Source organism: Amycolatopsis sp. WGS_07, assembly GCF_045278895.1.
Classification (GTDB): Bacteria; Actinomycetota; Actinomycetes; order Mycobacteriales; family Pseudonocardiaceae; genus Amycolatopsis.
On the sequence record NZ_CP136053.1, the window covers coordinates 8,487,795 to 8,501,074 of the forward strand.

Consider the following 13,280-nt stretch of genomic DNA (forward strand, 5'->3'; position numbering starts at 1 on the left):
CCAGCAGTGCCGCCAAGACGGCACTTTCCCGACAGGTGGTGAGCCCGAGGTGACCCCCTCCGCCCGTGGCGATCTGTTCGACCCGGCCTGCCCGACGCGGCGGCTGCTCGACCGGATCGGCACGAAGTGGACGTCGATGACGGTGAAGATCCTCGCCGAGGCCGCGCCGGACGAGGTGCGGTTCGCCGACCTCCGCCGGCGCATCCCCGGGGTGTCGCAGAAAATGCTCTCGGTGACCCTGCAAAGCCTCGTCCGCGACGGTCTCGTCTCGCGCCGGGTCGAAGCGACGGTGCCGCCGAAGGTGCATTACCGGCTCACCGGGCTGGGCGCGTCGCTGGAATCCGCGCTCGCGGTATTGCGGACGTGGGCGGAGGAACACATGGCCGAGGTCGACCGGGCCAATCAGGAATCCGGGCGATAAATTTCCGGACGCGGGCGAGTCGGTCGGCCACCTCGAAGCGAATACGGCACACACTCCGCGCTGTGGAGTCGCCAACCGAACCGGACCGCGAACCCGCCCGGCACGCGATCGGCCGGTTTTTCGCGCATCCGCTCGCCTCGTTCCGGATCATCGTCGCGATCTGGGCGCTGCTGACGCTGCTCGGCGCGGTGATGGCGCTGTCGTCGTCGGCCGCCGCGGCCAATCCCGCCGCCGGGACCGGGGTGTACCAAGACTTTCTCCGGCACCTGACCTTCGTCGCACTCGGAGCGGTCGCTTTCGCGCTCGGCCTGCGCATCCCGTTTTCCTTGCTGCGCAAGGCCGCCACCCCGGCGCTCGCCGCCGCGTTCGCACTGCTGCTTCTCGTGCTCACACCCTTGGGCTCCGACCACGGCGGCGCCCAGCGCTGGCTCGCCGCCGGGCCGATCACCTTGCAGCCAGTGGAGATCGCCAAGGTCGCGCTGGTGCTGTGGGGCGCGCATCTGCTGGTGTCGAAGCAGAAGGTGCTGCACCATTGGCGGCATCTGCTCGTGCCGCTGCTGCCGGTGACGCTCGCGTTGTGCGCGTTGCTGCTGGCCCAGCCGAATCTGAGCGGCACGGTCACGCTCGCGCTGATCACCATGGGATTGCTGTGGTTCGCCGGTGCGCCGAAGCGGTTGTTCGCCGCGATCCTCGCCGGCGGCGTCGCCGGAATCGTCGGGCTCGCCCTTTTCGCCAGTTATCGACTCGAACGCATCCTTTCTTTTCTTTCGCCGAATCCCGATTCGAGCGGCAACGGCTACCAAGCGCAGCAGGCGCAGTACGCCCTCGCCGACGGCGGCTGGTTCGGCGTCGGGTTCGGCCAGGGCGCGGCGAAGTGGAGCTACCTGCCGGACGTGCAGAACGATTTCGTCTTCGCGCTCGTCGGCGAGGAACTCGGCTTCGCCGGCTGCCTCGTGGTGCTGGGGCTCTTCGGCCTCCTCGCGGCGACCGGGCTGCGCACCGCGGCACGGGTCGCCGATCCGTGGGTGCGACTGGTCGCCGCGACCACCACGTTGCTGCTGGTCGCGCAGGCGCTCATCAACATCGGGTACGTCGCGGGCGCGCTGCCGGTGACCGGCGTGACGCTGCCGCTGGTGTCCGCGGGCGGGACGTCGCTCGTGGTCACGATGCTGCAGTTCGGGATCCTCGCCCGGGCCGCGCGGGAGGAACCGACCGCGCGGACGTTCCTCGCCGGGCTGCGGAACAGCGGCTCCGGTACAGTCCGAGCGTGATCAAGAAGGCACTCTCCGCTACTTTCGCGGCGGTCGCGCTCGCCGGACTCGCCGCGTGTTCCAATCCGACCGGCAAGTCGTGGGCGATCACCTACGAGGTCACCGCCGACCAGCAGACCACCGCCACCGGCGTCTCCTACGGCGAATCGGGCAACCGGTACGAGAACAAGGTCGCCCAGCACCAGCTCACCGGCCCGCTCGGGCTGCCGTGGAAGCAGGACGTCGTGGTCAGCGCCGGGCAGGACGCGTCGGTCACCGCGACGCCGTCCACCGCCGCGACGCTCAGCTGCCGGATCCTGCTAGACAAGAAGAAGGAACTCGCCAAGGCGAGCGCCCCCGGTCCCGGACAGCCGGTGACCTGCAAGCACACCACCGACTCCTGATCCGCTCCCTAGATCCACAAGGGGATCGCGGACCTCTCTCCGCTTCTCGGTACGCTGGTGACCTTCGGGTGAACGCGAGATGGCCGCCTGGCGAACCGGCGGACCGGAGAGGGGCGGTATGCCGAGCACGGACGGAGCTTCGGGCAGCGAGACGTACGACGCGATCACCCACTTCGGCCTCGCGATGCCCGGCTGGGTGCAGGCACTCGTGCTGGCGTACACGTCCTACGGCCTGGTCCTCGTCGCCCCGTTCTTCGCCTGGCTCTGGTGGCGGGCCCGCCAGACCGGCTCGGCCGAGCGGATGGCCGCCGCGCTGCTGGTCCCCACGGGCACGATAGCGGCGTACGTGCTGAGCGAGATCATCAAGGCCTTCGTCCACGAACAACGGCCGTGCCGGGGGCTTCCGCCGTCGGCGATCGTCGGCACGTGCCCGCCGGCGGGCGACTGGTCGTTTCCCAGCAACCACTCGACGATCGCGGCGGCCGTCGCGCTCGGCGGGGCTTTCGCCTGGCGCAAGGGCGCGCCGTGGCTCGCGGTGTTCGCCGCGTCGATGGGGTTCTCGCGGGTGTTCGTGGGGGCGCATTACCCGCACGACGTACTGATCGGGCTCGCGCTCGGCGCCGGGGTGGCGTTGGTGTTGCAGCGGTACGCGCTCGGTCTGGCGACCGGGGTCGTGCAGCGGTTCGCCGGGAAGGTGCCGTTCGGGTTGCTGGGTGTGGTGCCGGAGGAAGCCGCTCCGGCGGAGGAAGAGTCTCGTGTGGACGGTGCGCCGGGTCGAGTCGCCGGTACCCGGCCGCCGCAGGGTCCGCCGCCGCGGCGGCAGAATTCGCAGCCGATGCGCACCGCCAATGCCCCGCAGAAGTCGCAACCCACCCGCATTGCCGCCCCGCCGCAGAACCCGCAGCCCACGCGTACCGCCGCGCCTCAGCCGCGTTCCGCCCGGCCTCAGAACTCGCAGCCCCTGCGCGCCGCCGCACCCCAGCCGCGGTCAGCGGAAGCCCCGCCGCGTCCGCCCGCACCGCCTCAGGCCCGCGCGGCCAACCAGCCGCCGGCCCGCCCGGTCCGGCCGCAGCAGCCCCGTCCGGCGGGCCCGCCCCAGGCGCGCGCCGCGGGGTCGCCGCCGCCGCGTCCGTCGAATCAGGCTCCGGCCGGTCCGCCGCCGGAGGTCAGCCCGGGAGATCGCCCGTCGCGGCGAACTCCAGGCGCTTCGCGACCGACACCGCCTGGTCGGCGAAACGCTCGTAGAAACGGGTGAGCAGGGTCAGCCCGACCGCGATCCGCTGGTCGTGCGCCCATTCCGGCGAGGTGACCGTCGCCATCACCCGGGCGTGCAGCGCGTCCACGCGCTCGTCGGCGCGGCTCAGCTCGGCGTAGCCGCCGCGGGCCTCGCCGTGCACGAGGTCGGCGAGCCGGTCGGCCATCGCCGAGGTGACCTCGCCGAGTTCGGCGAACACCGGTTCCAGGTCGGCGGGCACGGCCGGTTCGGGGTGGCCGCGCCGGGCGGTGCCCGCGACGTGCGCCGCCAGGTCGCCCATCCGCTCCAGCTTCTCCGCGCAGTACACCGCGGCCAGCACCGCGCGCAGGTCGCCCGCCACCGGGGCCTGCAGGGCGAGCAGCGAGTACGCCTCGTCCTCGCAGGCGGCGCGCTGGTCGTCGAGGTCAGCGTCGCCGCTGAGCACCTGCTCGGCCAGCGGCAGGTCCATGGCCAGCAGCGCCCGGGTGGCCCGGCGCATCGCCTCCGCCGCCGCCTCGGCCATCGCCGCCAGACGCCCGTCGAGCTGTTTCAGGTCGTCCTGGAAGCCTTCGCGCATGTCGAGCGACTTTACCGGCGGCCGCCGGACAGGCCCGCGTCGGCCAGCGGCCAGGCCTCCTCGGGCTCGGCCAGCTCGTAGCTGTGGCTGCCCTCGTGCCCGCCGGGAACGCGGCAGAACACGCCTTCGTCGGACTCCGCGCCGCACGCCGCCCGGGTCTCCAGGACCCGGCGGCCGGGCCACCAGCGCAGCCACATCAGCGGCTCCTCGCCGCGTCCGCCGACGGGGGTCGCGTGCTCGTGGCCGTGCCCGGCCTCCAGCTCGCAGAACAGCTCGGGCTCCGTCCCGCGGACCGCGACGCTCCGCAGGACCGAGCGCTCGCGCCCGGTCAGCTCCACCGGTTCGCGGCACAGCGCACCTTCGGCCATGCGGCCAGCGTAAACGGCCGCCGCCGATTCCGCGCGCAGGGCCCGGCCGCGAGCGCGTCCCGCGAGCCAGGCCCTGGTCAGGCGCGGGTCAGCGCACCCGCTCGAGCAGCGCGAACAGGTTCTCCCAGTGCCGCTTCTCCCCTCTTCGTGGTACGCCGCCGTGTCCGACATCGTGAAGCCGTGCGACGCGCCCTCGTAGACCTCCGACCGGTAGGTCACCCCGGCCTCGTCGAGGGCGTTTTCCAGCGTCTTGATCTGCTCGGCGGTGGCCGACGGGTCCTGGTCGGCGTGCCCGAAGTACACCTCCCCGGTGATCGAGCCGACCCGCAGGTGCGGGCTGTCCGGCTGGTCGGTGGCGAGCCGTCCGCCGTGGAACGACGCGATCGCCTTGACCCGGTCCGGGAACGCCTCGATCACGCGCAGCGCGTTCGTGCCGCCCATGCAGTAGCCGGTGATCACGACCGGACCCTCGGCGACGCCGTCCTGCGCGGCGAACCAGTCGAGGTACTTCTCCGCGTCCCGGGTCATCGCCTCGGTGTCCAGGGCTTCGATCAGCGGCATCAGCTTGCCGAAGACCTCGCCGCGCCGCTCCGGGTCTTCCAGCGCGGCGAAGTCCACCAGCGGCGTCCGGCCGCCGCGGTAGAGCAGATTCGGGGCCAGCACGGCATAACCCGCCTCCGCGATGCGGTCGGCCATCTCCTCGATCCGCGGCCGCAGCCCGAACGCGTCCGGGAAGAGCAGCACCCCGGGATGCGGCCCGCCGTCCGGCACGACCAGGTACGCGTCCGCGGGCCCGTCGGCGGCGGGAACGTCCGGCTTTTCCTTGCGCATCCGCTTTGTCCTCCATTGCTTGCAGTCCGTACGCAATCAATCTATCCCCGTTCGCGATTCCGCCGCTGTCCCGTTTCCTGTCCCGTCAATGGACTGAACCACTGCGGTCGGCGGATTGACGGGTCCGGTTTGCCCGGTCAGGATCACGAGGCCCGATCCGGGCCGCCCTCCGCAGAACGGACTGTCGATGGCCAGACCTCCTCGCTCCCCGCGCGCCCGGAACCGGGTCGCCCTCGCCGCACTCGTCCTCCTTGGCGGGCTCGTTCCCGCGCAAACCGCGCAAGCCGCTCCCCCGGGCCAGCCGGAAATCGGCCGTCCCGCGCTCGACCGGAATGGCTGTGCCCGCATCGAAAACTCGCTGCCCACGCTGCCGGACTGGCCGAAGGTGCGCAGCGCGATGCCGAAGAACCCGGTCGACGAATGGCGGATCAAGCAGATCGTCTCCGGCATGTCGCTGGAGGAAAAAGTCGGGCAGATGACCCAGCCGGAGATCGCCGCGATCACCCCGGCCGAGGTGACCCAGTACGCGATCGGGTCCGTGCTCAACGGCGGCGGATCGTGGCCCGGCGGGAACAAGCACGCGAGCCGGCAGGACTGGCTGAAGCTCGCGGATTCCTATTGGGACGCGGCCAAGGCCACCCGGGCAAAGATCCCGGTAATTTGGGGCATAGATGCCGTGCACGGCAACAACAATGTGTACGGCTCCACCGTCTTCCCGCAGAACATCGCGCTCGGCGCGGCACACGACCCGTGCCTGGTGCGCGACGTCGAGAACTCCACCGCGCGGCAGATCCGGGCGACCGGCCAGGACTGGGCGTTCGCGCCGACGCTCGCCGTCGTCCAGGACGACCGCTGGGGCCGCACGTACGAAGGCTTCTCCGAGGATCCGCGCATCACGCGCGCCTACGGATACGAGGCCATGAACGGCCTGCAGGACGGCGCGCGGCTGCGCATCGGGCCGGGCGGCGTGATCGGCACCGCCAAGCACTTCATCGGCGACGGCGGCACCACCGGCGGCCAGGACCAGGGCGTCAACGCGTCGTCCGAAGCAGACATGATCAACCTCCACGGCCAGGGCTACTACGGCGCGCTCGCCGCGGGCGCGCAGACGGTCATGGCGTCGTTCAACAGCTGGACCAATCCCGACCTCGGCATCAACGAGGGCAAGATCCACGGCAGCGACAAGGTCCTCAACCAGATCCTCAAGGGCAAGATGGGCTTCGACGGCCTGGTCGTGTCCGACTGGAACGGCATCGGCCAGGTGTCCGGCTGCACCAACGCGAGCTGCCCGCGCGCGATCAACGCGGGCATCGACGTGGTGATGGTCCCGAACGACTGGAAGGCCTTCATCGCCAACACCGTCGCCCAGGTGCGCGGCGGCGAGATCCCGATGTCGCGCATCGACGACGCGGTCACCCGGATCCTGCGGGTCAAGATGCGCGCCGGGCTGTTCGAGGAGCGCAAGCCTTCTGCAGCGCTGGTACGCAGGTTCGGCGGACGCGCTCACGGACAAGGCGCTCGCCCGCGAAGCGGTGCGCAAGTCGCAGACGCTGCTGAAGAACAACGGCAACGTGCTTCCCTTGGCGCGCAACGCGAAGGTGCTCGTGGTCGGCAAGAGCGCGGACAGCATCCAGAACCAGACCGGCGGCTGGACGCTGACCTGGCAGGGCACCGGGAACACCAACGCGGACTTCCCCGGCGCCACCTCGATTCTCGCCGGGCTCAAGGAAGATCTCGCCAACGTCACCTTCGACCCGACAGGCACCGTCGATCCGAAGGGTTACGACGCCGTCATCGCCGTGATCGGCGAGACTCCGTACGCGGAAGGCGTCGGCGATCTGCAGCGCAAGAGCCTTGAAGCGGCGAAGCTGTATCCGGAAGACCTTGCGGTGCTGGACAAAGTCAGCGGCAAGGGCACTCCGGTGGTGACCGTGTACGTCAGCGGCCGTCCGCTGTACGTCAACAAGGAACTCAACCGTTCCGACGCGTTCGTCGCCGCTTGGCTGCCCGGCACCGAGGGCGGTGGCGTCGCGGACATGCTGGTGCGCGGCAAGGACCGCGGCGGATACCACGGCAAACTGCCTTACTCCTGGCCGAAGAGTGCGTGCCAGACGCCGCTCAACCCGTGGAGTCCCGGCTACGACCCGCTGTTCGCGCTCGGCTACGGCCTCATCTCGAACCAGCGGACCACCGTCGGCAAGCTCGACGAGACGGAAGGCCCGGTGCGCTGCGGATCGACCGGAGGCGGCGGCACCGCGACCGAGGACCTGCCGATCTACGACCGCACGGATGTCGCGCCGTACAAGAGTTTCATCGGTTCGGCGGCGAACTGGGGCGGCACCGAGATCGGCTCCGACGGCACCGCCGCGCATCCGGAGATCAGCGTGGCGCCGGCCGACGTCAACGTCCAGGGAGACGGCCTGAAAGCGACGTGGACCGGCACCGGCGCGGCACAGCTGTACTCGCAGCATCCCGGCGGCACCGACGACCTGCGCGGCTACCTCAACGCCGACGGCGCGCTCGAGTTCGACGTGATCGTGCATTCCCCGCCGGTGAACCGGACGGTCGTCAGCCTGCACTGCGTCTACCCGTGCTCGTCCGAGGTCAACGCCACGAAGCTGTTCGGCGATCTGCCCGCCGGGCAGAAGTCGACGGTGAAGATCCCGTTGTCCTGCTTCGCGAGCGGGCTGGACTTCGAGAGCGTCGACACGCCGTTCCTGGTCTACACCGACGGCGCGTTCTCCGCGTCGTTCGCGAACGTGCGGTGGTCGCCGGGCGGGGCGAAGGATCCGGACGCGCGGAAGTGCTCTGACCTCACCGGATGAGCCGTCGGGCGGTTTCGACGACCCGGGACCTGGCCGCCGTGCGCGACGCGGCGGCCAGGTCTTCGAGCCCGTCCAGCGCCGGGACGTCGCCGACACGGGTGAACTCCTGGGACGCGAACGTCAGCCGCTCGACGCCTTTGTCGCTGAGGTAGGCGCGCAGATACGACTCCTGGAACTCGAACCTCTCCCGTGGCGTGCCCGGGCCGTATCCGCCGCCGCGGGCGTTGACGATCACAAAGTCCTTGTCCGCCAGCAGTTTCCGGCCGGTCTCCGGGTCGGCGAACACGCCCGGGAAGCTGATCCGGTCGATCCACGCCTTGAGCGTCGCCGGGATACCGAAGTTGTACATCGGCACCCCGAGCAGCACAGCGCGGGCTTCGCGCACCTCGGTGACCAGCGGCAGCGTCAGATCCCATTCGCGCTGTTCGTCGGCGTCCGCGATCAGCGTCGCGATGTCTTCCAGCGACAGCACTCCCTTGCGTTCGACCCGGCGGCCGAGCCGCGCGTACGCCTCGCGCAGCGGCGGCACCGGTTCGGCGGAAACGTCGCGGTGGCGCACCGTCCCGCCGCCTCTCCGCCACTCGTCGGCGAACAGCGCGCCCAGCTGCCTGCTCACCGACGCCTCGCGGTCGGCGCTCGAATCCACGTGCAGCAGGGGCGCTAGCATGACGGTCATCCGGTTCCTCTTCCTCGTCCTTGGTCCTCGGGCCGGCACCCTCATGACGGATCGAGACGGGAAAAGGTGACCGATGGACGACGCACTGGCACGGCGCTTCGAAGACGAGCGCCCGCGGCTGCACGCGCTGGCCTACCGCATGCTGGGCTCCGCGGCCGAGGCCGAGGACGTCGTGCAGGAAGCGTGGCTGCGGCTGGGCCGCACGTCCGGCGTCGACAACCTCGGCGGCTGGCTGACGACCGTGGTGTCGCGGCTGTGCCTGGACGCACTGCGAGCCCGCCGGGAAACGCCGGTCTCTTCATTGCCTGATGCCGCCGGCGGCACGGTTCCCGAGGACGAGGTCGTGCTGGCCGGGGAGGTCGGCCGGGCGCTGCTGGTGGTCCTGGACCGGCTGGCCCCGCCGGAGCGGGTGGCGTTCGTGCTGCACGACCTGTTCGCGGTGCCGTTCGACGCGGTCGGCCCGATCCTCGACCGCACCCCGGCGACCGCGAAGAAACTCGCCAGCCGGGCGCGGTCGCGGGTGCGCGGGGAACCGGCGGTCCCGGCCGCGGAACTGGCTGAGCACCGGGAGGTCGTGACGGCGTTCCTGTCCGCGGCGCGGGGCGGGGACATCGCGACGCTGCTGACCGTGCTGGCCCCGGACGTCGTCCGGCACACCGATCCCGCGATGCTGCCGCCGGGCGCCGCCGCGGTGCTGCGCGGGGCGGACGAGGTCGCGCAGGGCACGAAGCTGTTCGCGGGCAACGCCCGGCTGGCCGAACTCGCCCTCGTCGACGGGGATGTCGGGCTGGTGCTCGCTCCGGCCGGCCAGCTGGTCGGGGTGCTCAAGATCGAGGTTTCGGGTGGTCTGCTCCAGGCGTATGAAGTGGTGGTGAGCCCCGAGCGGCTGGCGGCCATGGAGATCGCGACGGTTCCCTGCCCGGCCGTATAGGTCATTATACGGATTGAGGCCTGCCCCAGCCCAGGGGAGGTGGCGTGCCGCGCCAGGCTGGGGCAGGCATAACGGTGCGGTGAGCGATGGGCGGGACGCTCCTAACCGCACCGAGTCTTGCGAGGTTTCTCCCTTTTCCGGCAGTTCGGGAAGACGACGGTGTCCCCGTCGTCTTCCTCGTCCTCGATTTTCGGGATGATCTCGGTGTCCTCGGTGTCGCTCTTCGAGCGTTCGGCGGCGGCCTCCTCGGCCGTCCGGCGGAATTCGGCGAGCCGGGCCTCTTCGATCTCGGCCTGGACTTCGTAGTCCAGCCGCGCCTGGAGGTCGCGCACGGTCGGCCGTCCGCGCGGCGGCGGGATCGGCCGCCGGGCCCGCCAGAGCCAGATCGAGGCCAGGATCAGCAGCAGGAGCAGGCAACACACGACGATCACCGCGGGACGGCTGGTGCGGGCCGCTTCGTCGAGCGCCTCTGCTGCTTTCATGCGACGCACCCCTCGGCTTCGGAAGTGTCTTCGCTGTGCCCCACCACCATGGAGCCGGGCAATGGCCTGGACCAGCCAGCAAACCGGGCGAAAAGCGGGCGGCAACCGAGCGAATCGCCTTGCCCCGCGCACGGTGACCTGCGGTAATCTGACGACCCCGGGTTGTGGCGAAGGGGTGCCGAGCATGGCCGAACGCCGAGTGGGACTCGTCCGGGCGCGCAAGGCGGCGAACCTGACGCAGGAAAAGCTCGCCGCACTGCTCCCGGCCGACGCGAAAAGCGTCCGTGCCTGGGAATCCGGACGTTCCGAACCGCGCCCGCACCGGCGCGACCGGCTGGCCCGGCTCCTGCGCATCAGCCCCGCCCGGCTCGAGGAATTGCTCCGGGAAGGCACCGCGGCGGACCTCAGGAGACCGCCGGACGCGTCCAGCATCCTGCTGCCGGTCGTCGTGGACGGACGGCCGGTGGCGCTGCCGCTGGACGGGGCCACTGTCGCGGCCAGCGTCCTCGGCCGGATCGTGTCCGCGGCCAGCGAGGCGGCCCCGTCAGCGGTTCCGATCACAGAATGGGACGCCATGAGCCCGCTCAGCCGTCGCTCGCTGCTCAGGAACGGACTTCCGGTCGCGGCTCTGCCCGCACTGGGAATCGGTTCGGCCGAACACGTCGCCCGGGCACTGGAGAATCCCCGGCGATACATGGACAAATCCGTCACGCATTATTTCCGGCGGCAGCTCGACCAGTACAAATACGAGGACGGCGAAAGGGGGCCGGCCAAAACCCTTCCGATGACGCTCGGCGTCCTGGACATCATCACCCGGATCGCCCGCGAGGCGACCGCCGACGATCAGCGGGACCTGCTGCAAATCGGGTCGGAGGGCGCGGAGTTCGCCGGCTGGCTCTACCGGGACCGCCGGGAAAGCCAGGATTCGCTGTACTGGCACGACCGCGCGATGGAATGGGCGCAGGCAGCCGGCGACAGCACGATGCAGGGCTACATTCTGCTCAAGAAAGCCCAGGTCGCCTACGACGAACGCGATCCGCAGCGCATGCTCGTGCTCACCAAGGCGGTGCGCACCGGCCCCTGGTCGCTCCCGCAGCGGCTGCAAGCCGAAGCCGCGCAACAGGAAGCCCGCGCCGAGGCGATGCTCGGCGCGTCGGCGGACCAGGTGAACCGCAAACTCGACGTCGCGTGGAAACTGCTGAGCGACGCCGGTCCGGTCGAATCGCCGCTGGGCGCGCATTTCAACGCGACTCTCCTGAACATGCAGACCGCCATCTGCTACGCCGAAGCGGGCGAACCGCGCCGGTCGGTGGAACTGTACGAGAAAACGTTGAAGGAAACCCAGTTCTCCCGTCGCGACTACGGATTCTTCCTGTCTCTCATGGCAAACTCTCTAGCGCTTTCCGGAGAACCGGACCAGGCGGCGAGAACCGGCCTCGCCTCCGCCCACCGTGCGGCGGAAACGAACTCCCGCCGCACGAAAGAAGAACTCCGGCGGGTCGTCGGAGTGCTCAAGCCGTGGCACAACCGCCCGTATGTCCGGGAATTGCGCGAGGCACTGCATGCGTGAGCGCTAGCGGAGCCATTCCCGTACTTCGTGGATCACCTGACGCTGCCAGGCTTGCGTCTGCGGATCCGCGTACTTCGGATCGTCGTGCACCGCGAACCCGTGCTGCGCCCCTTCGAGCTGAACCAGCCGGTGTTCGCAGGTCAGCTCCCGATCCGCGGCCCGCGAAGACTCGATCGGCACGAAGGTGTCCTCGGTGCCGTGCACGATGAGCGTCGGGGCGGTGATGCGCGGCAGATTCTGGCGGGTCTCGAACCAGAACGCCTCGTTGAGCAAAGCGCGGCCGAGCCGGAAGCCGGGCCCGTGCCCGAGATAGCCCTGCTCGTTGAGGTTCGCGGCCCCGTTGGCATCGAGGTAACCGTCCGCCGACCACGCGGACTTCTCGTCGATGAACCGCCCGCGGTAATCGAGAAGCGGATTGAACAAAACCAGCCGCTCGACGTCGTTCGGCTGTTTCGCCGCGTAGTAGGCCGCGACACCGCCGGAAAAACTGGCTGCGGCGAGCGACGTCCCAACGCCCGGCACGGCGGTGGCCAGGTGCTCAATGCTGCCGCGAATCACGTTGAGCAGCGCGGAAAGCGAGAGATCCTCCTGGCGGCCTTCGCTCTCGCCGTGCCCGGGAAGATCGACTCTGAGCGACGCGACGTCCGCCTCCGCCAGCCCGGCGGCGAGGCGAGTGAAGAAGCCGCCTTCCTCCCGCGTGACGCTCGCCCCTTGCACGAGCAGCACAGCCCGCCGAGGTCTGCCGTCCGGCTCGGTGAGGGTCCCGGCCAGGTGGAGGCCGTCCGGTGTACGAACTGTCCGATAGCTGTCGCGCGACATGGACACTCCCGGAGTTGTCGTCAACTCCAGTGTGGCAGGTTCATGACGTTGGGGAGGCGGGAAATCGCTGGTGGAGTAACGCATGCCACAGTCGCCGAGCCGAGTACTACTTCATAGCCGACGACCGCTCAATCGCACGAGCCGATGCACGAGCAGCCTCGAACCTACTTCTTCAGCCTCCGGCTCCCGCCGTGCCAATCCTGTTCCCGCCCGGTCTCCCCCGCCGCCACCCCGAACGACGGCAGCTGCGGCATCTCCCGCAAACTCCGCTTCAGCTCGGCGAAACCCCCGAACGAAGCCAGTCCGACCACGTGATCCCACAGCTCCACCGCCTCCGCATCGGACGGCAACCGGCTGATCACCGGGCCGAAGAACGCCACCCCGGCGGGAGGCTGGAAGTGCAGGATCGGCGTCCCGACGTCTTTTCCGGTCAGCGAAAGGGCTTCGTCCGTCTCGCGCTGGATCTCCGCGTCCCAGCCAGAGTCGTCCACCGCGTCGGCAAGGTCCGTCGGCAAACCGGCACGCGACAAAGCCGACGAAGCCGCCTCACGAGTGCCGTGCGCGGCCCGGGCAGCGGCGGTGTCCTCGACCAGACCGCTCTCGAAGTTCTGCTCCCCCAGCGCTTCGTACAGCGGACCGACCGCCTCGCGACCATGTGCGGCGCGCACCGCGGCCGCCAAGCGGAGCAGGCGGAGGCCGGACGTGTGCGAAGCGTCGTACTCCGGCGGGAAGTGCGTCGCGTAGTCCAGGTGCGCGTTCAGCAGCCGCAGCGAGATGAACCGCCAGTCCACCGTGTACTCGCGCTGGCGGGCTACCTGCCGGACCCACTTGCTGGTCATCCATGCGAACGGGCACACCGGATCGAAATAGAAGTTCAGCTCGGCCATGGCCG

Annotated in this window: 12 protein-coding genes and 1 pseudogene; 7 read left to right on the plus strand and 6 right to left on the minus strand. The window is 70.1% G+C overall.

Annotated features, from left to right (window positions below; translation table 11 throughout):
- Nucleotides 1–49 precede the first annotated feature (49 nt).
- From RPX00_RS39905 to RPX00_RS39920, 4 genes are all read left to right on the plus strand, one after another.
- Nucleotides 50–421: a winged helix-turn-helix transcriptional regulator gene (locus tag RPX00_RS39905; protein WP_406633413.1), complete on the plus strand. Its 372-nt coding sequence runs from the start codon at nucleotides 50–52 to the stop codon at nucleotides 419–421.
- 62 nt (nucleotides 422–483) lie between these two features.
- A complete protein-coding gene (gene ftsW / locus RPX00_RS39910; RefSeq protein ID WP_406633415.1) occupies nucleotides 484–1,692 on the plus strand; it encodes a putative lipid II flippase FtsW in 1,209 nt (402 codons plus the stop codon).
- Nucleotides 1,689–2,075, plus strand: a complete 387-nt coding sequence (locus RPX00_RS39915; RefSeq protein WP_406633417.1) for a hypothetical protein — start codon at nucleotides 1,689–1,691, stop codon at nucleotides 2,073–2,075. The genes ftsW and RPX00_RS39915 overlap by 4 nt, the downstream gene beginning before the upstream one ends.
- A gap of 118 nt (nucleotides 2,076–2,193) precedes the next feature.
- Nucleotides 2,194–3,330, plus strand: coding sequence for a phosphatase PAP2 family protein (locus tag RPX00_RS39920; protein ID WP_406633419.1), 1,137 nt, complete (start codon nucleotides 2,194–2,196; stop codon nucleotides 3,328–3,330).
- Here RPX00_RS39920 and RPX00_RS39925 read toward each other — a convergent pair.
- Both RPX00_RS39925 and RPX00_RS39930 read right to left on the minus strand, forming a co-directional pair.
- Nucleotides 3,242–3,886, minus strand: a complete 645-nt coding sequence (locus tag RPX00_RS39925; RefSeq protein ID WP_406633421.1) for a phosphate signaling complex PhoU family protein — start codon at nucleotides 3,884–3,886, stop codon at nucleotides 3,242–3,244. The genes RPX00_RS39920 and RPX00_RS39925 overlap by 89 nt on opposite strands.
- An 11-nt stretch (nucleotides 3,887–3,897) precedes the next feature.
- Nucleotides 3,898–5,085 (minus strand): dienelactone hydrolase family protein, encoded by a 1,188-nt coding sequence (locus tag RPX00_RS39930; protein ID WP_406633423.1) that lies wholly within the window; start codon nucleotides 5,083–5,085, stop codon nucleotides 3,898–3,900.
- A 187-nt stretch (nucleotides 5,086–5,272) separates the two neighbouring features.
- Here RPX00_RS39930 and RPX00_RS39935 point away from each other — a divergent pair.
- Nucleotides 5,273–7,910 (plus strand): annotated as a pseudogene (locus RPX00_RS39935) (glycoside hydrolase family 3 protein).
- Here the strand turns inward: RPX00_RS39935 and RPX00_RS39940 are convergent.
- A complete protein-coding gene (locus RPX00_RS39940) occupies nucleotides 7,900–8,586 on the minus strand; it encodes an FMN-dependent NADH-azoreductase (protein WP_406633425.1) in 687 nt (228 codons plus the stop codon). The pseudogene RPX00_RS39935 and the gene RPX00_RS39940 sit on opposite strands and share 11 nt — an antisense overlap.
- Before the next feature lie 73 nt (nucleotides 8,587–8,659).
- On the opposite strand from RPX00_RS39940, the gene RPX00_RS39945 reads away from it, so the two are divergent.
- Nucleotides 8,660–9,517 carry a sigma-70 family RNA polymerase sigma factor gene (locus RPX00_RS39945; protein WP_406633427.1) on the plus strand — a complete coding sequence of 286 codons (858 nt, stop codon included), beginning with the start codon at nucleotides 8,660–8,662 and terminating at the stop codon, nucleotides 9,515–9,517.
- 101 nt (nucleotides 9,518–9,618) lie between these two features.
- Here RPX00_RS39945 and RPX00_RS39950 read toward each other — a convergent pair whose 3' ends face one another.
- A complete protein-coding gene (locus tag RPX00_RS39950) occupies nucleotides 9,619–9,999 on the minus strand; it encodes a hypothetical protein (RefSeq protein WP_406633429.1) in 381 nt (126 codons plus the stop codon).
- Nucleotides 10,000–10,183: 184 nt separating this feature from the next.
- On the opposite strand from RPX00_RS39950, the gene RPX00_RS39955 reads away from it, so the two are divergent.
- The gene (locus RPX00_RS39955) at nucleotides 10,184–11,569 is read left to right on the plus strand and encodes a multiprotein-bridging factor 1 family protein (protein WP_406633431.1); all 1,386 of its coding nucleotides are present in this window, start codon (nucleotides 10,184–10,186) and stop codon (nucleotides 11,567–11,569) included.
- A gap of 3 nt (nucleotides 11,570–11,572) precedes the next feature.
- Here the strand turns inward: RPX00_RS39955 and RPX00_RS39960 are convergent, their stop codons facing one another.
- Entirely contained in the window at nucleotides 11,573–12,388 is an 816-nt protein-coding gene (locus tag RPX00_RS39960) for an alpha/beta hydrolase (RefSeq protein ID WP_406633433.1), read from the minus strand.
- Nucleotides 12,389–12,552: 164 nt separating this feature from the next.
- Nucleotides 12,553–13,275, minus strand: a complete 723-nt coding sequence (locus RPX00_RS39965; RefSeq protein ID WP_406633434.1) for a hypothetical protein — start codon at nucleotides 13,273–13,275, stop codon at nucleotides 12,553–12,555.
- Nucleotides 13,276–13,280: the final 5 nt, after the last annotated feature.